We start from the raw sequence: 21,605 nt of genomic DNA, 5'->3' as shown, positions 1-21,605 counted from the left end.
CATTAATCCGTATTCGACTTTACTTCTGATTTTTGTCCTTACTTTGCATGTATGAAGAATTTCAATCTGCACCATGTCTCTTTTACGGAGTGGTTCCGGGGATCCTCCTCTTCATTTGCCGTTTGCCGCAAGGATAATGCCGCCCGATAAAATTTTAGGGGCAGGTGATCGTGATCCACTGTCTCTAGCTCTTCCACTTGTGCATCCCAGAGGTCAGCATCATAATGCATCGTCACTACAGCCTTGTTCCCTTCCCACTGGACCAATGCTTCTTGTATGACAGGATTAATTCGACTAATAAAATACTCAACGACTGGCGGCTTTTCAATCAGGTGCTCTTCTCTACACGTTTTAGAAGGTTGCTTCCACTGATAATAATCTTCAAGGAAAAGCTCCGCTTCGGAGGCTTCCGGCAGACAGTTCCAACTCAAATGCCTGGTATACCTCGCCAGTGTCGGAGCATCTGGGTAAGCCGACGTCAAATCAAATGCAGCCTCTATCCCCTGCGGAGATAATCGCTTGATGTGCAGTACTTTCGCCTCTGCTTGCCGTCCGGAATGCTGACCCGCTCCTTCGATAACCGGAACGCTATGCCCCTGAGAGCCAATTTGAAAAATGCTTTCCCGCCCAGGTGCGAAATAGGCCTGAGTATACTCGCCTGAACCTGGGTCACAGAGAATGTTTTCGCCTCCGCCATGAAGAATAAAGTGTCCCAGATCATTATGATTATGGGGCTCTGCGTTATGACCGCCCTTTACTGCAAAGGCTGCAGTCATTTCCTTTTGTTCTCCCGTTGCCAGTACTCCTCTGGCTATCCCCCACGACAGGTTCTCCAGATACACTGGGGCTGCCGGCAACTCTGCTTCACTTTCCCTTCTATACACAGCCAGATTACTCCAAAGTATATTACGCAAAGCATGAGCCCATCGGCGGCAGGGGTCCTCTGTCAGAAGCGGAATACGAAGCTCCAAGTTTACTTGAACCTGCTGTCGCTCGGATAAAAGAGAAAGCAGGCCAGGCGGAATGGTCTCCCGCTCGCGACTATCCGAAAAATTGACAAACACCCCGCCTGACAAGTGAACATTTCCGGGGAAAGCAGCGATCGCTCTCGTTTCGGGATTGGACAGCATATCTAGTTTTCCGGCACTGAATATTCTCAGCATCTCTGCAAAATACGTATAAAAACCGAACCCGTAAACCCAGTAACCTATACCTTCAGCACATCCCCCATCCATCCCATACCCCCTTAAAAAAGCATTCATGGAATGAATCGTCTGCTGCACTGCCTTTGCTCTAAGATGCTCATCTTCTAACAGAAGGAGAGCCGCAATCCCACAGCCGCCGCTGCAAACCGCTGACCAGTTGTGGTCCGCGTTCTCCCAACCGTATGTCTGCTGCTCTCGATACAACGGGGTGAAGATCCTGCACTCTATCTCAGCCCGCATCATTCGCAACACACGTGGGTCTAGAACGTCATCTAACATGACGATCATCTCCGAGAGCGTTTGCGCTGTTTCTGCAGCGAACAGATCGATGTGTTGTCTTGCGCCCGCTTCTTTCCCTTCAGGTACATGAGCGGACAGACACCAGGTTTGTTCGTTACAGACACTCCAGATCAGATCCTCCAGCAATTGTAGACGCTCGGCTGATGGCGATGCCGCGGCAAGTAATCCCAGTGCAGCGAGCCTCCCGCGCCGTTCGAAATATGCCAGCTCATATGCTTGGCGTTCACCTGTCTCCCTGAATTGACGATATAGGGAAAAGGATAGTTCAGGCAGGTTCTCCGTATTCGCTTTCTGCTCATATACTCTTAGATCTGACCAGAAGGAAGCATAGTCGGGATCATTCAACATGTCCGCCAGTCTGTCTTTCCAACGACAGATGTACTCCATACCACTACTTGTTCCATGCCTCATGGCCGCAATAATATGATCAGCCGTCCACTTTAATCCAGGGTGAATCGTCATGAGAATTCCTCCCTAATTTTGTAACCGATTTCATTTTAGCCCATAGTCTAGTAAAAATGAAGGGAGTTCGGATTAATGTTGTATAAAAAAATAAATTATGAAAATAAATGAAACTTTTCAGAGGTTTTTCTCGTAAAAGGGTTGTCGGTACTCAACTCATGGCATATGTATTTCATTCCATTATGAGGACAGGTGAATCATACTGAATAATGAATTATTTAATCAGGCTGTAATCGAGTTGCTGCATCGCTCGAACAGCCGCGCGCTTGTCGAAATTGAATCCCATTTTCCGGACAATCGCCTCGTCGGCGGCAAATATCACATGGGGAGTCATACCGTGTATTTATACAAGAAAGAGATTATGGAGCAATGTCGAATGTTATTTGGCTCGCTGGCTCCGCTACAGGCCTATATTTATGTCATTCTGGCTCATGAATTGGGTCACGCCGAGGATGTGGAATTGATGGATCTGTCCAACCTTCTCGATAGTCCACTTACGGCTTCTGAGCAAGCTGGAATTCGGCTGCGTATTGAGGAAAATGCCTGGCGTTATGCAGAGTCCCTGCTATTTGATATGGATCCCGTTTTCTTGCGTACCATCATTGATGAATCGCTGTTCAGTTATCGTCAAGCGATTGAACCACATATTGCCTAACCTGTTTAGTGCACAGCTTTAACAAAACAACAAGGCCAGACTCACCCTTTTCCACAGGTGAGATCTGGCCTTGTTTGCTTGAACTATATTATGCTTCTATATCAATCGATTAGTTTTTCCGATTACGGGACCGCGCTTGTCCGCCCTTGCGTCCTGCTTCTTCACGGCTCATTTTTCCATCTTGATCATCGTTTCCATCATTGTTGCCACGGGCGCTTCCGCCCTCCCGGCCAATCTCTTGATAGAATTCGCGGTCATGGGATTTCGAGGTTGCCTCTCCGCCCTTGCTACCAATCTCTTGGTAGAACTCCTGATCATGATTCTTGGAGGTTGCTTCTCCACCCTTACGTCCTGCTTCTTCACGGCTCATTTTTCCGTTTTGGTTATTTTGTGCCATTTTGAATTCACTCCTTATCGGGTATTGAGTATAGTGTGCTACGCTTCTTAATTACCCTCTCATTTGGGATTAAAACATATAAATTCTAAATATGTCATTTTCACTTATGTTAATCCTTCGTTATTTTGTTATGTAAAAAAGAGCACAGGATCTGTACAAGACCCTCTGCTCCATTATTATTGAATTTTAAGTGGACTGCCCTGTACAACAGACAACCACTGACGCGCGATAAGCTCATGACCCGCTGCGGTTGGATGCACACCATCCCACAACCAGTAAGCAGCGTCAGCCTGTTCGAGAGCATCGTTGAACGTTTCCTGCAAAGGTACCCAGATCGCCCCAAACTCACTGGCGAGTTCACGAACCAGATTTTGATACTGCCCGATACGCTCCTGCCAAGTGTCCCAAAGCTCCACTGTAGCTCCGGTTTTAAGAATGAACGGCTCCATTAAAATCAGACCGGTATTCGGCATTACTTCCCGTGTTTCCTCCAGCAAATGACGATATGCACGTCCAAGACGATCCGTCACTCCACTAGGTTCGCCATTCATGGTACGCCATGCATCATTAACACCAATTAGAATACTAATCAGATCCGGCTTCAAACTAAAAGTATCCTCGTTCCAGCGTGCATATAGATCGGAAGCGCGGTCCCCACTAATTCCTCTGTTATAGAATGTTGGCTGCTTGGCTGCCAGTTCCACACCTAGTTTGCTTGAGATCAGATACGCATAGCCATGCCCGAGAAAATGATTCGGATCGTCATTGCGCGATCTTCCCCCGTCTGTAATGGAGTCTCCCTGAAAAAGTATAACGGATGAATGTGTACTCATAATCAAAACCGTTCCTTCCTGTATGTAAAATGAAAACCTCAACCCTTCAGTCTCCATTTTATCCCTTTCGGACGCAATAGAAAATAGCGTTTTCAGAACGATAGTTATCAGTTAACTCTCCGCGCTGTACTGCCCACAATGTCACCCGCAGTTCTCTACGTCTATGAGACGTTTCAGGTCTTTAAGATTCCAGGATTTCAGGATTTCAGGATTTCAGGATTTCAGGATTTCAGGATTTCGGGTCCTTCGCGACATATCCTCCGCCCTGGTATTCCGTCTCATCCTGCTTATCCGGCGCTCCCTTACGTTTCGCTTCGTCCCATAACTCTGCCGCATCGTCCTTCGGACGGTACCCAATCTTCTGTTCCAGATATCCAATATCATAATAATTGTCCGTATTCGCTGAAGTTCCATATAGATTAACGTATTTCATGCTCGAATCCGCCTCAATGCAGCACTCGGCAAGCTGTACCATATCTCTGGGAGAGATCCAAATGTGTGCGGAACGCTCAGAGTGTGGATGTGCATCGCCCGAGAAGTTGCCAATTCGAATATTGAATGACGACAGGTCATATTTATCCACGTAATATCGTCCAAGCAGCTCTATATAACATTTGCTGAGCCCATAGAAACTGTCTGGCCGATATGGATCATCCACTTCGATATCCTCTCCTGTTGGATAAAACCCTGTCGCATGATTTGAACTCGCAAAAATAACCCGCTGTACACCGTTCAACCGTGCAGCTTCATACACATGGTAGGCCCCTGTTACGTTGATCGGCAGGACTTTGCCCAGAAAATCTTCTTCATCCTTGGCCCATGCAATATGCAGCACCGTCTGAACACCCTGCATCAGCTCTTTCAGTCGTTCTCCGTCGGTCACATCCATCGCTACAATGCCTGCTTGAGGATCATCATGAAGATCGGCTGCCACGATGTCATACTTGCCCTTTTCCCTCAGCCCCTCCAGCAGACTGCGACCAATGACTCCCGCTGCTCCCGTAATCAATATTCTGTGCTTCGAGTTACTCATGGATTTAGCTCCCTTCGCTCTATTACGATCCTATAGGACATTATTAACCGTTAGAGCGAAGGATTTACCTAATCCAATAAAGACCCCGTATATTAACCCATCAAGTACCGCAAAATCATCATCGCAACAATACCGACAAGTACGGTTCCGAGCAGACTTCGTGTCCAGATTGCTACTGCAATCGTAGGCAGTGCTGCCCACAGGGCTGGATTATGAATAATCGGCACCAATTGGTTGTCCGACATAAACAGTTCCTGACCAATCAGTGCCGCCATGACCGCCACGGGTACATATTCAAGCCAGCGTAACAACCACACCGGAATCTGTATTTTACTGAACAGCATGAGCGGCAATACGCGCGGGATGAACGTTAACAAAGCCGAGCCCATAATAATCCAGAATACATCCCATCTTACTTCCATCGTTCCATCACTACTCCCATCGTTGCCGCAATGACCGCAGCCACAATGACACTCATGCTGCCAAGCGAAGCCATGCTGGCGAAGATTACACAGACAACGGCGATGATCGCCACATTGATGTGTAATTTTTTATTTTTGCGCTGCATCAGTTGAAGCACTACCAGACCAATAAACATTGCTGGCAGGGCAAAATCAAGTCCAAGCCGCTCGGGATTGGTTATCCAGCGTCCAAAGTAAGCCCCCGCCATATTCGCCACAAACCAATTCAGATATGCTGTAATATTCAGACCGTGCATCCAGCGCTCACTCAACGTTTTCCGGCCAATCGCTCGCGTCATCGCTACTCCAAATGACTCGTCGGTAAGCAGCGAGCCGATCCACATATTTTTAAGCGGCGTCAGATGACGAAAGTACGGTGATACAGCTGCACTCAGCAACAGATGGCGAAGATTCACGAAGAATATGGTGAAAATGATAGCAGTCGCTGAACCACTCGAGGCAAGCATGCCTGCGGCAATAAACTGGGCCGATCCAGCGTATACAATCAGACTGAGCAGAGCCGTTTCCGCCAAACTTAGGCCTGCCGTCATTTCAATGACACCCGCTGCAAACCCAATACTTAAATATCCAAGCAGTGTTGGGATACAGTCCTTAACCCCTTGCATAAATGAAGCATCATCCAGCACCTCTTCGGTATTTGCGGGCCCGGATGTCAGTGGTATGGATTTATCCAAATCCGGTTCATCCCCTTTCCATGTCATCCACATCTTGCGGAATACTTTTAATTTAGAAATATACCACAGGATGAGACATTCAGGGAGAGACAGATTCACTTTTACAGAACAGATGAGTTTCGAGTCTTCATAAACCGTTGATTAACGAATAACACCAACGAGAAAAAGACTGAAGGGTCACAACCCCACAGTCTCCTTCGAGAAATGCTATTGAACTATAACTTGAATTTCTCAATCATGCTTTGCAGATCTTCAGCCATACGGGACAATGCCGCAGAAGAAGCTGCAACCTCTTCCATTGTAGCGAGCTGCTCCTGAGCAGCAGCTGAACCATCCTCGGTTCCTGAAGCAATCTGATTGGATAATTCAATGGTGTCGTTCACTTCCTTGGACACATGACTCATGCCTCCATCAATCTGACGGGAAGCTGCCGACACTTCTCCAGCTTGTGCAGCAACCAACTGCACGGCACTACGGATATTTTTGAAGGCCTCTCCCGCCTCCGTAATCATTTGCGTACCTTTAATCATGCCTTCTCCTGTAAGGGCAAAGGTAGACTGTACCGCATTTGTTTTCTCTTGCATCTCACGCATAAGTTCATTAATACGTTCGGCAGCACTGCCCGAATTGTTGGCTAGCGATTTTACTTCATTGGCCACGACAGCAAAGCCTCGACCTTGTTCACCTGCTCTTGAAGCTTCAATGGATGCGTTCAAGGCAAGGATATTGGTCTGTTTGGCGATGTTGGTAATCTCGGCCACAATCTCAACAATCTCTTCATTTTTCGCTCGAAGATCCTGAATGACAGCAGCCATGGCCTCACTCTCATTATTCACCTTCTGAATATGAGCAACCGCCTCTTCCACCGTAACCATACCCGCTTCGGACTTGAAAGATGCTTCTACAGCTATGCGAGCAGTGTCTTCAGCACTCGATGAGATTTCTTTGACCCCTATAGACATTTCACTGACGAGTTGACCCGTTGCAGCAAGACTGGCGTTTTGTTTGTTCGTTCCTGACGCTGCATCCTGCATCAATTCAGCAACCTGTTCAGTTGCTCTGGATGTCTGTTCAGAACTCGCCATAAGCTCCTCAGAAGATGCTGCTAGCTGGCTCGATGTATCATGTACTTCGCCCAGAACGTTACGTAGCGAAGAGGTCATGGTATCGAAGCTTGCACCGAGTTGTCCAAACTCGTCACGGCGCTGTAAACCTACACGAACTGTCAGATCACCCGCGCTTACTTTGGATGCTGCTTGCGTTAGTTGCAACAATGGACGGTGAATACTGCGAATAATGAACACAAGCAGAATAATACCAATGATCAACGAGGTTCCTACCAGAGTGTAGGCACGGATCAGGATCGGTCTTACCGCATCTGCCGCTTCAGAAGGAACCATCTCACCGACAATTTTCCAGCCCGTTTCGGGATTCGTATAGAATACGGCTTCCAACTCTTGTCCATCATACGTGTACTTTACAGTTCCTTGGTCTGTTGTATACATCTCATTAATGTAGCTCTCATTGGACTGCACACCGGATTCGATATTGTAATGGAATAGAAACTTTCCGCCGTTATCCAGCATATACAGTTTTCCCTTTTCACCAATATGTATCTTATCAACGGATTCTTTCAAATGATTGAGACTTACATTGGCTCCAATTACCCCTTTACCATCGGCCAGCTTGGCAGCGGCGGTGACAACCCATTCACCCGTGGTTACCGACTGGAACGTGTCCGAGATAATTGGTTCATCCTGTGACATGCCCATCGTATACCAGCTGCGTTCCCGTGGATCATAGATCTGCTGTCCGGGATCAGGGGATTTCATCCAGCTGCCATCTTCAGCACCTGCTGTTATTACACCCAATTCTTTGTGAGCCTTGGACATACGATCCATTTGTCTCTGAACAGCTGGCGATTTATTGATAATATCTGTTGAAGTAATACCCGCTGCAAATTGTGCTGCGTTATCCTTCTCCATATCCAGCATTTGAGTAATCTGCAGACTGAGCATTTCCGTTTTAGCCTGTGCAGAATGAATGATTTCTTCCTTGACCTGGTCTGCTGCTTTTAAATAAGACAACCATCCCACGCTAATGCTCGGTACAATCAGGAACAAGAGCAACGAAGCGATCAGACGTTTCTTAACCGTTAATGTAAACCAATTGCGAATCCTTTTCTTCATTTAAATATCCCCCATCATCATCTTCACCCCTTTTTTATCGGACAAACGTAGTAAAAATATTATGTATGGATACTAAAATGAATCGAAATTACATTATTTTTGTTAGGATAATAGAAAATGATGCTCATTCCCCGTTTTGACCCCCTCTTCGAGATCGTTTACAATATCTCATAAGCTGGTTATCCATGAAACGATTGGAAGGAGAGGATTCGAATCTTACGCAAGTCACATGTGCAACAACCTGTTACCAGATTATATTCATCTATGTTCCGTATTCTGTTAGCTCTCATCCTTTGTGCAGGCCCTATCATGGGACAAGCCAGTTTCAAGGCATCCGCAGCACAAGAGACGCAAACAGTTCACATTGAAGTGAATGGTCAAGAGCAATCGTGGAAAAGTGCCCCCCTTGTATTCAAAGGTACAACGTATGTTCCAATGCGAGATGTTGTTACCTCTGTAAATGGCACCTTGAAGTGGGAAGCTCGTACCAAAACGGCTACGATTACCGTTGGTCGAGACAAGCTCGTTCACCAGGCTGGCAGTGACTTCATTCAAGTTAATCACGTTCGCCTGTCCTCCGGTGTGCAATCCCGCACCATTAACGGCACCCTGATGTTACCTGTCCGTGCACTTGCCAATGCACTCAAGGCAGATATTAAAGTGCAACGTACAGCCTCAGGGCAGATGAGTGTTAATATCGAGACGGACAAAGTAAGCCTATTAAATAGTCAAGTCGCCAGTGTAGACAGCTATTTGCGCGAAATTAATTTTCCCGGCATGGCTCTGATTGCCCGCAATGGAGAAGTCCTTCTTCGCCAAGGCTACGGACTAGCGGATGAACAGACGCTGAATCGTCCGGATCAGAAGACCAGAATTGCCTCTCTGAGCAAATCCTTCACCGCAGCCTCCATTCTCAGCTTGGTGGAAAAAGGAAAGCTCGATGTGCAAGATCCAATATCCAAGTACATCTCAGGTATACCAAAGGGAGATCAGATCACGCTCCATATGCTGTTATCCCAGACTTCAGGTCTTCCATCCGCCTTTGGCCGGGGTGAAGGCACTTCATTGGAAGAAACGGTAGAGGAAATCCGTCACAAAACATTAAAATTCGAACCGGGTAGTGCCTATTTGTACAGTAACAGTGGTTATGTTCTGCTGGCCTATGTTATTGAACAAGTGTCTGGCATGAGTTATGCCGATTATGTACAACAGACCATTCTGAAGCCACTCGGCATGAAGAACTCCGGAGAAGCTTCACGCAAGGTCCATACGACCAGCGGATTTGTTTCGGAGAATAAGCAGTGGGTGACTGCCCCTTATTATGTTTCACAATCAGGTTCAGGGACGATCTACTCCACTGTGGACGATTTGCTGAAGTGGGATCGGGCACTGTACACGGACAAAATTCTGAGCCCGGATACGATTGAACAGATGTATGAACCGTATTCGGATAAAAATTATGGCTACGCCTGGATTCTCAAGGAAAATGATCAGAATCGTACCGTGTTCCATAACGGTAGCGGCGGTGGTTTTGCCACAGCGTTCTCACGCAATTTAACAGATGAAGTTACCATTATTCTGCTCGGCAATCATGCGGGCATGGATATGACTTCGCTTATGGATGAAGTCGAGGCTAAGACAGCTCAGGCACTGAATCTGCAATAATTTTGCAATTATCTATTAGATATAGCAGAAGGGACGGTCCATTATAGGATCGTCCCTTCTGCTATATTGGTCTTCTTATTCCGGATCATACTTTCGCTCGTTCGTCATGTAATGCCTGTCTACTTTATGGATACAGGAAGCTTCCCGGCAAAAGGAATATGCCCCATCAGTGCCCGAGCGGCGCTATCCATGGCAAGCGGTCTGCTCTCGTACGCAGCCACATAGACCTGCACCTCCGGGATCGCAAGCAGGTCATAGGGGCTGCGGAGCGCCACAACAGCAAGCGGCTTGCCCAATTGCTGCAGCCAGCCGATCAACCTGCACTGCGGATCACCAGAGTCACTGCCTGCATTATAAGTCCCCACCACAATCTGGCGAACGTCATCCTCTTCCGCAGCTTGAAGCAGACAGGCAGAACGAATGGCAACTTCCTCTGGCGTGACCGTTACATCGACCACATCCAGACCGCAGTGCGACAAAGCCGAGCCTAGGGTAACCGCCTGAGTCAGCTGTTCGTCGGCAATCGTTGTCACAGATGTAGCAACCGTTATGACCAGTGTACGTTCCGGCTTCAAAGGCAGCATGTTCAGTTGGTCACGCACCAGCGTGATACTGTTCTCACTGATTCGTTGAGCCACCTCTTGGTGTAACGGTTGGTTGCGCTCTTGGCGCTTCGATGAAGCTGGATCAGTTGATGCCTCAGCGGAGAGTGAAGTCGACACCGAACCGTGCACTTCATCATTACCTGTGCCCATTCCCTTCTCCAGCAGGCCTCGTTTGGCCTTGTACTTCAGCAACCGGGTTACAGATTCGTCAATGCGGGCCTCGCTAATTCGCCCGCTCTGCACGGCTGCCAGCAGCGCTTCAAACGCTCCTGCCTGAAGATGAACTGTGTGGCTGATCAACACCAGATCTGCGCCGGCCTCTACCGCCATCACAGCTGCATCGACAGTGCCATAGTTGGCGGCAATCGCGTCCATCTCCATACAATCCGTTACAATCATGCCGTCATACCCTAGCTCCTGACGAAGCAATCCACTTAACACGGCTCGCGATAGTGTCACAGGCAGACGCTCCGGTTCCAGAGCCGGAAAATAAATATGTGCCGACATCATCGCATCGACTCCTGCCGCTATGGCAGCCCGGAACGGAATCAGTTCCACACGCTCTACCCGTTCCCGATCATGGGTGATGACCGGAAGATCCAGATGTGAATCGGTATCCGTATCCCCGTGTCCCGGGAAATGTTTGGCTGTCGCTGAAATGCCAGCATCTTGTACTCCCACAATGCTCCTGGCCCCATACGCTGCCACGGACTGCGGTGACTCCCCAAATGAACGCACACCGATTACCGGATTGGCGGCGTTGTTATTTACATCCAGGACCGGAGCAAAGTTCATGTTAATTCCCATGGATCTCAGCTCCACCCCACTGATATAGGCTGCCTGGTATGCATCCTCGATGGAACCTGCTGCGGCAATCGCCATCTGTCCCGGCATCAGAGCGATCCCTTCGGTAATCCGGGCCACCATACCGCCTTCCTGATCAATGGATATCCAGAGCGGCATATTACCGCTATCGACAGCAATCCGTTGCAGCCCCGACGATAGCCGCTCTACCTGCTCCGGCGACTCGACGTTGCGTGCAAAATAGATTACGCCGCCAATGGGATACTTTCGCAGAAAAGCATGCACATCACCGGCAGCCTCGGTGCCATGAAAGCCGCAAAGCAGCATTTGTCCAATTTTCTCACGCAGGGTCATCTGTTTCAGCTTCAACGGGTATATCTCTTTTGGCCCACTCATTCCACGCCTCCTCCCCATGACAAACATCATCCGTACATTACACGACATTCTATTGATGAATTCCATTCTTTATGGGTATAGCAAAAACGGCTTACGCCGTTCCTTCCATTCCTCTGCCTCTGCATTCCAATCTTCCATCAAGCGTACTAATTCTTCACGGTCATGAATGATATCCCTGACTTTCCTGCCTCCGGTCAACAGATCAATAAAATAACGGGAACCCGGCTGTGGCGGCTCCAACCAGCGAAATTGCTCCGGATAGAGCGATGCCAGTTCATGCAAAAGCACCAGACCTGTATCTACCGCCCGGAATGCCCTGCTGTCTATCACGAAAATCCTCACACCTCCGCACAGCTCACCTGCATGTTTGGAGAAGCTTGGCGACATGTACACCGGATGCACATGCACCCCCTCCATTTTATGTTCCCGAAAGCGTTCCGCCAGTCGTTCACCCTCAATCCAGGGGGCTCCAATCCACTCAAATGGGCGGGTCGTGCCCCTGCCCTCTGATACATTGGTGCCTTCGAACAGGCAAGTACCTGCATATACCCGCACACTGTCCAGCGTGGGCATATTGGGAGAGGGCAGCATCCAAGGAAGCTCACAATCCGTAAACTCCATGGAGCGCCGCCATCCTTCCATTGCTATCACATCCAGTTCGCAGGGCACCTCCATCTCACTGTTCACCAACAGGGCCAGTTCACCAACCGTCAGTCCGGTGCGGACAGGAACACGCCAAGCGCCAACGAGTGATTCATACCCTTCGCTCAGCAGGCCCCCTTCCACCGCATCCCCGCCCAGCGGATTGGGGCGGTCCAGCACCAGCAGGCGTTTGCCTGCTTCGGCACAGGCCTCCATCATGTGGAACAAAGTGGATGCATACGTGTAATAACGAACGCACACATCCTGGATGTCAAACAGCACCGTATCCACCTCAGCCAGCATCGCAGGCGTAGGCTTCTTGTGTTCCCCATAAAGGCTGAACACAGGGATGCCCAGACGTGGGTGCACCGTATCCCCGAATCGGACACCAGCCTGGAGCTCACCATCCAGACCGTGCTCACAAGCATAAAGCGCAGTAAGCTGGGCATCTGCCAACCCGGCACAAACATCCACCGTAGAGACAAAGTCGGCCGTAATACCAGTGGGGTTCGTCATCAGGCCAATACGCGCATCCGTTAACCATGGGTGGGAGAATCCTCCCGACAGAAGATCAACTCCAGTTCTTACACCCATCACACATTCCCCTGGCTTATCCACCCCGTATGTTGGTGGTCATTGCCGCCAGATGTGACAGGTTCCTCTTCAGGTTCAAGCACATTAAGGGCGACCTTATGCTGATAGATGGCAAACATGCCCGCGAACAGCGCTCCGAAGCCAACAACCGTCAGCATTAGCAAAGCCGTCAGACACAGCGCCTGAAAACAGGCTCCCATCGTGTACCCCGGATGACGGAAGAATAGCTTCACACTTTCCCCCATCGCCTGAATGATGCCCATGTTTTTTTGCAGAACAAGCTGCCAGGTATAGAACTGCGACATCAGCGCCATGAGGACGAAGAACGTTTGGAACATGCTCACTGCTGTACCTGTAATCCCGCCCTGTCCGCCGTAATACCACCAGGTTGACCAGAGAATGAAGCCAAGCACGGCGAAAAGCACACCTACTGCCCCTCCCGGGATGAATCCCTTCATCGTTCCGTTCCAGATATCCTTAAGCCCATTGCGGCGTTCCTTGCGTTCCAGCCTGTGATGTACGGCATAACTGACACCGAACAGGATTGGCATATAAATCACGGCCAAAAGCAGCACCGCGATTGGCAGCGGAGCAAACATCAGAATGGGCACCAACACGATAGAGCTGACAACACTGTAAAGGGCTACCGGAATAATATCCCGATATATTTCCGCCCCCGACTTGACCAACACTTCACTCAGCTTACGCATCTCCACACTCCCTTTCTTGCAGTTCCTTCCTCATCCAGCTCGCTTCTTATTCCCGTCCAATCGCCAGTTCCGTCTCTGGGTCAAAAAAGTGCGCCTTACGCAGGTCCAGTACAAAATTTTTGTCCATTCCTACATAAGCATGTGTTTCCGGGTGAACCTTGGCCGTAACGGTACGGGCACCCGAATGGAAATACACCAGATTCTCGGAGCCCAGATGCTCTACAACCTGAACCCGCGCCTGCAGCATATGGTCTGTCGGAATATTCGGAGCGACGTCGTCACCAAAAATATGCTCTGGACGCAGACCCATAATCACCGGTTTACCTTGATAGCTCTGAAGACGAGCGAGTACATCCTCTGGCAGGGTGAATGATGCTCCCTCCACAACAACCTGCGTGCCTTCAATCCGGGCATCAATGAAATTCATCGCTGGGGAACCGATAAATCCGGCAACAAACATATTACGTGGACTCGCATACAATTCTTTCGGTGAAGCCACCTGCTGTATATCTCCATGATTCATGACCACGATGCGCTCGCCAAGTGTCATGGCCTCCACCTGATCATGCGTGACGTATACAATTGTGGCACCGAGCCGCTTATGCAGCTCACCCAATTCCACCCGCATCTGCACCCGCAGCTTTGCATCCAGATTGGAGAGTGGCTCATCGAACAGAAATACCTGCGGATCACGGACGATCGCACGCCCTACCGCCACACGCTGGCGCTGACCGCCAGACAGCTCGCGCGGTTTGCGCTCCAGCATCGCCTCCAGCCCCAGAATGGAGGCAGCATTCTGTACCTGTTCATCAATATAGGATTTTGGCTTCTTGAGATTTTTCAGGCCAAAGGACAGATTTTCACGGATGCTCATGTGCGGATAAAGCGCATAATCCTGAAATACCATCGCGATATCGCGATCCTTCGGATGCAGATCGTTCACGACCCGTTCCCCGATGACAATGTCGCCACTCGTCTGTTTTTCCAGTCCCGCAATCATCCGCAGTGACGTCGTCTTGCCACAGCCCGAAGGACCCACAAAAACCACGAATTCCTTATCTTCTATAACAAAGTCCGAGCCGGCCACAGCCGTGAACGTTCCTTTATGATCGTCTTTGAATTCTTTGCGCACTTGGCGAAACTCCACGCGTGCCATAGGTAGATCCCCCTTTACGTTGTCGCTTGTCCTGAACTAACAGTTCACCTTAACCTTTTACCGCACCGATCGTAATACCCTGTAGGAAATAACGTTGCAGCGAGAAAAACAGAATGATCATCGGCAGTGCACCAATCGTTGCCCCTGCCATCATTGCGCCGAAATCCGTTGATTCGGCAAATACGAACGAAGCCAGCCCCACCTGAACGGTGCGCATCTCGTTGGAATTAGTGATCAGGAATGGCCAGAAAAATTCATTCCACGAAGCTACAAACGTGAAAATCGCCAGCACCGCGATCCCTGGCTTCGCCATCGGCAGGATCACTTTCCAGAAGATGCCGAACTCGCTGCATGCATCAATACGTGCCGCATGAATCAGTGATGTGGGCAGCGTTGACATGAACTGTTTCATCAAGAAAATATTGCCCACACTGACGGCAGCAGGCAGAATAATGGCCGTGTACGTATCCCCCAGATCAAACACATTGACCATCAGAATGTACAAGGGAATGAGCGTCACCTGTGCCGGGATCATCATCGTCCCCAGCAAGGTCCAGAATACGGCCTGACTTCCCGGGAATTTCAGTTTGGCGAACGCATATCCCGCCAGGGAGGCGAAGAACACATTCGTCACGGTCAGAATGACCGAGATGAGCAGCGAGTTGTACAGCCAGCGCCAGGCATCAGTTTTGGCAAAAAAGCGCTCATATGGTGATAACGACAGCTGCTCCGGGATCATCTGCGGTTTGAAGGAAGCCGACATCGCACTATCCTGCACCGAACCGACCAGCATCCAGTACATCGGAATGACCGTCACCAGTGCCCAGACCACCAGCAGAATGGATGCAACGACAAGCAGTGTCTTTTTCTGTGTTGATTTCATGGATTTCATTCACCCCCGGATGCTTAATGCAACATGCTCTAATAGTACGTGTTTAAAAAGACCGGTTTTCAGTACCGAGAAGATGGGATGAAGCTAGAAATGGAGTAGCGGAGCGTAGGGAAAACTACGTGAGCAACCACAATGTTTCCGAAGGAAACATACTTCGTAAGCCCCACACTTATTTCGGCTAAATTCCATATTCGATGCTGATGATGCCACTAGGCATCCTTCGTAATCAAAAGCGGACTTTTTGAACTACCTCTAATACTCAATATCGCTGGAGAAATATTTGAACTGTATGACGGAGATGACAATGATGATAATCGCCAATACGAACGACTGTGCAGAAGCTAATCCGAACTCATAGAACTTGAATGCCGTCTCGTAGATCAGGTAAGCAATTGTTGTTGTCGCAAAGTTCGGTCCACCCTGTGTCATCAGATATACCGAGATGAACACCTGGAAGGACATGATCACACCTGTCACGAGCAGATACAGCGTCGTTGGTTTGAGGAGCGGCCATGTAATCTTGCTGAACTGGGTCCAGCCGCTGGCATGATCAATATCCGCCGCTTCGTACAGCGATTTTGGAATACCGCCCATGGCTGCCAGATACAGAATAATGCCCGCTCCGTGCGATCCAAGCCAGTTCATCAGAATGAGTGAAAAGAGTGCCGTTCCCGATTGGCCCAGCCAGATCACCGGATCAAGGCCTAACAGGCCGAGGAAGCGGTTCAGCAGTCCAGAATCTGTCGGGTCAAAGATCGCCAGCCATACGATGGAGATGGTTACCCCTGATGCTACCGCAGGCAGGTACAATGTTGCTTTGAAGAACGTCTGCCACTTGCTTTTCATCTGGAAGATGAAGTAGGACAGTACAAATGTAATGAGAATATTGACCGGTACCGTACCCACAGTAAAGATGAGAGTATTTTTAATCGACTTCCAGAACGTCTCATCCTTCACCAAACGCTCATAGTTATCCAATCCAACCCACGTCGAATTCATAATGTTGTATTTCTGGAAGCTCATCACGAGAGCCGTCAGAACGGGATACAGTGTGAAAATGAGAAACAGCAGGACAGGCGCCAAAATGAACAAATACGCCCACCCGTAGTCTCGCCAAAACCGGGCAACCCGGGAAGTCCGGGGCAAAGACGGTTTTGGCGCAAGGGCGGTCTGCATGGCGAATCCTCCTCTCCTAATCAGTGTGGTTTTGCGTTATGTTTTATTGTCCGAGTTATTGTCCAAACATCTGCTGGCCTTTGTTCTTGAAGTCTTCTGCGATCTGCTCCGGTGTTTTCTCACCCGAGAACAACGCCTGAATGTTAGGCTTCACAACTTGTTCCTTGAATTGTTTTTGCTGTGATGCTTTCTCGATATCCAGTTCCAGTACAACCGGCATAGCAATATCCTCTGCCATTACTTTCGCAGCATCCAGATTATCCGGTTGACCAAGTTCTTTTCCTTTAAACAAATCTACCTGGGATTGTCTTACGAATGGGAGCGCCAGTTCATTGGCCGAGTTCCCTGCTTTGGCACCACTGAGCGCCTCCATGACCAGGAACGTATTTTTGGCATGCTGTTCGCCTTTGTCCTTCTTTTGTTTGAAGGCTACATATCCTTCGCCGCCCATCGTTGTTGCCGCAGGTTGATCGTCATTATGCGGTACAGGCAGCAGGACAAAATCAATTTTCTCCCCTTGCACCTTGCCATCATCAATATCCTTGTTGCGGTTCTGAATCATCACATCATAATAAGGAATCGCTTTGGAGATGATCGCCGTTTCACCCGCGTAGAACATATCCGTCCGTTTGGCTGGAGCAAGAGCAGCTGTTTCCTTCGGCATATAACCTTGATCCATCAGGTTTTTGATAAAAGAGAGAGTATCCAGAATGCGGCCATCATTCCATTGGAATGTGCCCACTTTGTCGAGAACGTCAATCATGCCGTTGTTTCGGGACAGCATTTCAATGAAATCAAGCGAGGTTCCATCGGTAACCAGTGCATATTGTTTAGCCCCGCCATCCAGCGTTTTGGTCAGCTTGGCTGCGGCAGCGTTGAATTCGGACCAGGTCCAGCCATTTTGCTGAATGGATTTCCAGTCAATGCCCGCTTCCTCCAGAATGCGTTTGTTGCCACCCCATGCCCATTGGAATTGATACAACGGCAGTCCGTACTGTTTCCCTTGGATCTGGCCTAATTCAAGCGTACCTGGCAGATAGTCATCCTTGATCTCAGGTGTCAGGTAGCTGTCCAGCTCAAGTGCCAATCCTGTATTCACATACGTGCCGTCTACACTATGAAAGTAAAGATCCGGCGGGTTGCCCGCGTTCAGAGCGACATCGAATTTTTTGGGCCCTTCCGCCCAGGAGAGCATTTCCGTCTTCACGGTAATGTTCGGGTGTTCTTTATTGAAATCAACGATCAGATCCTTCAGTTCATCTTCATATGTCCCATGTACTGGATAAGTCCATACGGTCACCGTATCTTCCGCATTGGGATCATCTGAAGCAGCGCCCCCGCTATTCCCGCAGGCAGTAACCCAGACCATCATCAACAACATTGCCCATACCAGACCCTTCTTTTTCATCCCTTCATCTCCTTCGCGTGTCGTCTCCCGATAATTGCATTGCCTAACCATGCTACCCCTTTTGAAATCATCCATCCTTAAACGGCTTAACAGACTATTGAGCGTGGCAGTAAGGAAAATGCACCTCCCTTATGGATTAGACCTGAACGTACGCAGGATTAATCTCTTAAATGCAATATTAACGTCAACTTAGTTAACATTAACAGTATTAATTCCTTCCAAAATTGTAGATTGAGTTCATTATATGAGCTATGAAATAAAAATTCAACATTATTTTTTATTATAAAATTTAATTTTACTTTTTCATTTCATGCCTCTATACTATGTAAAAAGAAAACTCAAGCAATCGAGGTGAGCCACTTTGCGAGTATATGTAGGCGTAGATGGAGGCGGTACCAATACTGATGCAGCAATCATTTCTGAGTCTGGCGAAATTCTCGCCCGGCTCAGCGGCGGTCCCACGAATCCTCACAGCGTATCAACTGAACAGGCCCTTTCCGAACTGCAACGAGTGCTGGAACAGCTATTTAATCTAAAAAGTGATTTATCGACAAATTGTGAAGGTATATGCCTCGGCATGTCAGGTGTAGATACGATCCAAGAACGGCAACTTATAGCCGACGCAGTAAATAACTATATGAAGAGTCGTAATCGACAGGGATCAGAAGGCTGTCCGGTCTGGGTTGTATCCGAAGGAGAGATAGCCCTGATGGCCTCTCTCGGACATACTCACGGTGTATTGTGCATCTCTGGAACAGGGTCGATCGTGTACGGATTTACGCTGGAAGGAGAGCGATACCGTGCAGGAGGCTGGGGTCATCTGCTCGGAGATGAGGGGAGCGGCTATCGTATTGGGCAGCGTGCACTCCAAGTGGTTATGCAGAGCTATGACGGTGCTCTTCCTCCAACCCGTTTAACCCCGCTTCTTTTAAAACAACTGAACCTTCGGGATATATCGGAGTTAAAGGCACGGGTGTACCAGACAGATTGGGGCAAAACCGAGACAGCATCCATCGCCCGTCTTGCTATAGAAGCTGCTGAATCTGGGGATGAGGCCGCTCGGGCACTGATTATCGATGAAGCTGCACAATTAGCAGATACCGCCAAGGCGCTGATTGCTCGTCATCCCGAATTTGCATCTACTCAGGTTGTCCTGTCCGGATCACTGTTTCGATACGCTGCACTATTCCGAAATACATTTATCCAGAAGTTATCGGGATATTATGGAGAGTTGGACTTTGTATATCGTGAAGATGCCCCCGCTTCAGCGATTGGTGCAGCACAACTGGCAAGAAAACGCTGTTCCCTGAATGAATCATTTTAAAAGAGAGAAGGAGGCCATACGGATGAATCACATGCTGAACTCACTACTAACGGAACAACCCAATCCACTAACGGATCATATAGATGAATTGCCTTCGGCAGAAATTATGGAGTTAATTAATAAGGAAGATCAACGGATTGCGGAGCTCATTCAGCCCCTGATTCCGGTCATTGCCCAAGCGGCGGACCTGATCTTGGAGGCCTTTCAGTCTGGCGGCAGGCTGTTTTATGTAGGCGCAGGTACCAGTGGACGATTGGGAATACTTGACGCTTCGGAATGCCCGCCTACTTACGGAACCCCTCCCTCCATGGTGCAGGGTATTATTGCAGGGGGATTCCGGGCAGTGAAGGACCCGGTTGAAGGTGCTGAAGATAGCGAGGAATTGGGAGCTACGGACCTTGATGAACATGGATTAGACGAAAACGATGTCGTGGTCGGCATTGCAGCCAGTGGGCGAACCCCATATGTGCTGGGTGCGATGAGACACGCCAAGGAGATCGGAGCTACTGTTATCAGCCTGAGTAACAACGCAGGTACACCGATGACCCTTTTGGCTGATGTGAGCATCGAGGCTGTTGTCGGCCCGGAGGTTGTCATGGGTTCAACACGTATGAAGGCAGGTAGCGCCCAGAAAATGATTCTGAACATGCTCACCACTACCGCCATGATTCGTCTGGGCAAGGTTTACCGTAATTTCATGGTCGATCTGAACCCTTCGAACGAGAAGCTTGTCCATCGGGCCAAACGCATGATCCATCTGGCAACCGGAGCGAACGAAGCGGATATTGAACAGGCTTTTGCCGGTGCAGACGGTCATGTAAAAACGGCAATCGTCATGCTGATGGCAGGCGTGGACGCCGTGGAAGCTCAGCGAAGACTTGATCTGGCTGATGGATTTGTCCGCAGCGCCATTGCAGGGCCTTCCTGAACTGTACACAGGAGGGAGTATTCCTAGAGGTTGAAAGAGCCCGACATTGGTCCGGGCTCTTTTTTTATTTTTTTATAAAAGCGGATATAGTCCGTCAAAAAAATCCCTTCCTGTGTAAACAGAAAGGGATTCATATGGTTCTACTTCACTTATGCTCCAGAATAGCCTGCCGGCTCTTCTCCAAATATTCCACCGACTGGTTGTAGTCGCGGCTGGCAATCGCCAGATACAAAATGTCGATCACGTTCAGCTGTGCAATCCGTGACGAAGTTGCTCCGCTCCGGATATCGCTTTCGGTGGAAGTAATCATCAGGGGCACATCCGCCAAACTGCTGAGCGTATTGCTCCCCCACTTGGTAATGCTAATCGTTGCAGCACCACCTTCACGAGCATGTTTCAGACAGGAGATCACGTTCGAAGTCTCCCCTGAATACGAGATACATACCACCGCATCATCTTCGCGAAGCGTCGTTGCGGACGAAATCTGCATATGCGGATCGGCGAACGAAAAGCTTGTGCGATTGATTCGCATGAACTTGTAGTGTGCATCCAGCGCAATCAGGTTGGAGGCCCCCACCCCGTAGAAAAAGATCCGGTTCGCCCGGTGAAGCACGTCCACTGCCTGTTCCACCAGACGCGGGTCCAAAATATGAACGGTATCCTTCACCGACTGAATATTGTTTGCGGACACATGCTGAATAATGCTCTCCATGGAGTCCTGGGGACGAATCTCCGTATATTGGTATTGCTCACCTGTCTGCAAATCCCCGGCAATCTTCAGCTTCAGCTCCTGAAAACCCGTTACACCCAGTGATTTGCAGAGACGGATAATGGCAGCCGGGCTGCCACCGCTCCGTTCAGACAGCTGTGCCACCGAGGACTGAACCGTCTCTTGGGGATGATCGAGAATGTAAGCTCCGATCTTCCGTTCCGACGGAGTCAAGTCATCCATTAATGCGCGTAAACGTACAAGTCCACCCTTCATGCCTTCCATCCGCTCCTCCTTTCCGTACTGCCTTCATGTACAAGCATTTTATCCTATAATTCCAATAGAGTCTAATTGATTAAACGCCCT

At 49.1% G+C, this 21,605-nt stretch carries 19 protein-coding genes; 4 read left to right on the top strand and 15 right to left on the bottom strand.

Annotated features, from left to right (window positions below; genetic code table 11):
- Positions 1–38: 38 nt before the first annotated feature.
- Positions 39–1,967, bottom strand: a complete 1,929-nt coding sequence (locus AC3ITG_RS01810) for a heparinase II/III domain-containing protein (RefSeq protein ID WP_489252615.1) — start codon at positions 1,965–1,967, stop codon at positions 39–41.
- Positions 1,968–2,205: 238 nt separating this feature from the next.
- On the opposite strand from AC3ITG_RS01810, the gene AC3ITG_RS01805 reads away from it, so the two are divergent.
- Entirely contained in the window at positions 2,206–2,622 is a 417-nt protein-coding gene (locus AC3ITG_RS01805; RefSeq protein WP_413374615.1) for a hypothetical protein, read from the top strand.
- 109 nt (positions 2,623–2,731) lie between these two features.
- Here AC3ITG_RS01805 and AC3ITG_RS01800 read toward each other — a convergent pair whose 3' ends face one another.
- The 6 genes from AC3ITG_RS01800 to AC3ITG_RS01775 all read right to left on the bottom strand — a co-directional run bounded on the left by AC3ITG_RS01800 (position 2,732) and on the right by AC3ITG_RS01775 (position 8,230).
- Positions 2,732–3,019 carry a KGG domain-containing protein gene (locus AC3ITG_RS01800; RefSeq protein WP_413374613.1) on the bottom strand — a complete coding sequence of 96 codons (288 nt, stop codon included), beginning with the start codon at positions 3,017–3,019 and terminating at the stop codon, positions 2,732–2,734.
- A 176-nt stretch (positions 3,020–3,195) separates the two neighbouring features.
- Positions 3,196–3,852 (bottom strand): SGNH/GDSL hydrolase family protein, encoded by a 657-nt coding sequence (locus AC3ITG_RS01795; protein WP_489252614.1) that lies wholly within the window; start codon positions 3,850–3,852, stop codon positions 3,196–3,198.
- A 229-nt stretch (positions 3,853–4,081) separates the two neighbouring features.
- Positions 4,082–4,885, bottom strand: coding sequence for an NAD-dependent epimerase/dehydratase family protein (locus AC3ITG_RS01790; protein ID WP_489252613.1), 804 nt, complete (start codon positions 4,883–4,885; stop codon positions 4,082–4,084).
- Positions 4,886–4,977: 92 nt separating this feature from the next.
- The gene (locus AC3ITG_RS01785) at positions 4,978–5,307 is read right to left on the bottom strand and encodes an AzlD domain-containing protein (RefSeq protein WP_489252612.1); all 330 of its coding nucleotides are present in this window, start codon (positions 5,305–5,307) and stop codon (positions 4,978–4,980) included.
- On the bottom strand, positions 5,298–5,972 hold the full coding sequence (locus tag AC3ITG_RS01780) for an AzlC family ABC transporter permease (protein ID WP_063568035.1): 675 nt from the start codon (positions 5,970–5,972) through the stop codon (positions 5,298–5,300). Before AC3ITG_RS01780 ends, AC3ITG_RS01785 begins: the two co-directional genes overlap by 10 nt.
- A 284-nt stretch (positions 5,973–6,256) precedes the next feature.
- Positions 6,257–8,230 carry a methyl-accepting chemotaxis protein gene (locus AC3ITG_RS01775; protein WP_489252611.1) on the bottom strand — a complete coding sequence of 658 codons (1,974 nt, stop codon included), beginning with the start codon at positions 8,228–8,230 and terminating at the stop codon, positions 6,257–6,259.
- A 309-nt stretch (positions 8,231–8,539) separates the two neighbouring features.
- On the opposite strand from AC3ITG_RS01775, the gene AC3ITG_RS01770 reads away from it, so the two are divergent.
- Positions 8,540–9,895 carry a serine hydrolase domain-containing protein gene (locus tag AC3ITG_RS01770; RefSeq protein ID WP_489252610.1) on the top strand — a complete coding sequence of 452 codons (1,356 nt, stop codon included), beginning with the start codon at positions 8,540–8,542 and terminating at the stop codon, positions 9,893–9,895.
- Between the two features lie 119 nt (positions 9,896–10,014).
- On the opposite strand, the gene nagZ is transcribed toward AC3ITG_RS01770, so the two are convergent.
- The 7 genes from nagZ to AC3ITG_RS01735 all read right to left on the bottom strand — a co-directional run bounded on the left by nagZ (position 10,015) and on the right by AC3ITG_RS01735 (position 18,278).
- Positions 10,015–11,700, bottom strand: coding sequence for a beta-N-acetylhexosaminidase (gene nagZ, locus AC3ITG_RS01765; protein WP_489252609.1), 1,686 nt, complete (start codon positions 11,698–11,700; stop codon positions 10,015–10,017).
- Positions 11,701–11,769: 69 nt separating this feature from the next.
- Positions 11,770–12,936, bottom strand: coding sequence for an exo-beta-N-acetylmuramidase NamZ family protein (locus tag AC3ITG_RS01760; protein ID WP_489252608.1), 1,167 nt, complete (start codon positions 12,934–12,936; stop codon positions 11,770–11,772).
- Positions 12,936–13,646, bottom strand: coding sequence for a hypothetical protein (locus tag AC3ITG_RS01755; protein ID WP_064642815.1), 711 nt, complete (start codon positions 13,644–13,646; stop codon positions 12,936–12,938). The genes AC3ITG_RS01760 and AC3ITG_RS01755 overlap by 1 nt, the downstream gene beginning before the upstream one ends.
- A gap of 46 nt (positions 13,647–13,692) precedes the next feature.
- Positions 13,693–14,802 carry an ABC transporter ATP-binding protein gene (locus AC3ITG_RS01750; RefSeq protein ID WP_489252607.1) on the bottom strand — a complete coding sequence of 370 codons (1,110 nt, stop codon included), beginning with the start codon at positions 14,800–14,802 and terminating at the stop codon, positions 13,693–13,695.
- A 49-nt stretch (positions 14,803–14,851) separates the two neighbouring features.
- The gene (locus AC3ITG_RS01745; protein ID WP_062322342.1) at positions 14,852–15,685 is read right to left on the bottom strand and encodes a carbohydrate ABC transporter permease; all 834 of its coding nucleotides are present in this window, start codon (positions 15,683–15,685) and stop codon (positions 14,852–14,854) included.
- A 261-nt stretch (positions 15,686–15,946) separates the two neighbouring features.
- Positions 15,947–16,870 carry a carbohydrate ABC transporter permease gene (locus AC3ITG_RS01740; protein WP_489252606.1) on the bottom strand — a complete coding sequence of 308 codons (924 nt, stop codon included), beginning with the start codon at positions 16,868–16,870 and terminating at the stop codon, positions 15,947–15,949.
- Positions 16,871–16,925: 55 nt separating this feature from the next.
- Positions 16,926–18,278, bottom strand: a complete 1,353-nt coding sequence (locus AC3ITG_RS01735; protein ID WP_489252605.1) for an ABC transporter substrate-binding protein — start codon at positions 18,276–18,278, stop codon at positions 16,926–16,928.
- A 361-nt stretch (positions 18,279–18,639) separates the two neighbouring features.
- On the opposite strand from AC3ITG_RS01735, the gene AC3ITG_RS01730 reads away from it, so the two are divergent.
- Complete coding sequence (locus AC3ITG_RS01730) at positions 18,640–19,602, top strand: N-acetylglucosamine kinase (RefSeq protein ID WP_489252604.1); 963 nt, start codon at positions 18,640–18,642, stop codon at positions 19,600–19,602.
- Between the two features lie 22 nt (positions 19,603–19,624).
- Entirely contained in the window at positions 19,625–20,530 is a 906-nt protein-coding gene (gene murQ / locus AC3ITG_RS01725) for an N-acetylmuramic acid 6-phosphate etherase (RefSeq protein WP_489252603.1), read from the top strand.
- 145 nt (positions 20,531–20,675) lie between these two features.
- Here the strand turns inward: murQ and AC3ITG_RS01720 are convergent, their stop codons facing one another.
- Positions 20,676–21,515, bottom strand: a complete 840-nt coding sequence (locus tag AC3ITG_RS01720) for a MurR/RpiR family transcriptional regulator (protein ID WP_064642976.1) — start codon at positions 21,513–21,515, stop codon at positions 20,676–20,678.
- Positions 21,516–21,605: the final 90 nt, after the last annotated feature.

Source organism: Paenibacillus sp. GL_099_B (assembly GCF_057835695.1).
The sequence above is the reverse complement of the archived record's forward strand: the minus strand, read 5'-3'. Positions and strand labels throughout refer to the sequence as shown.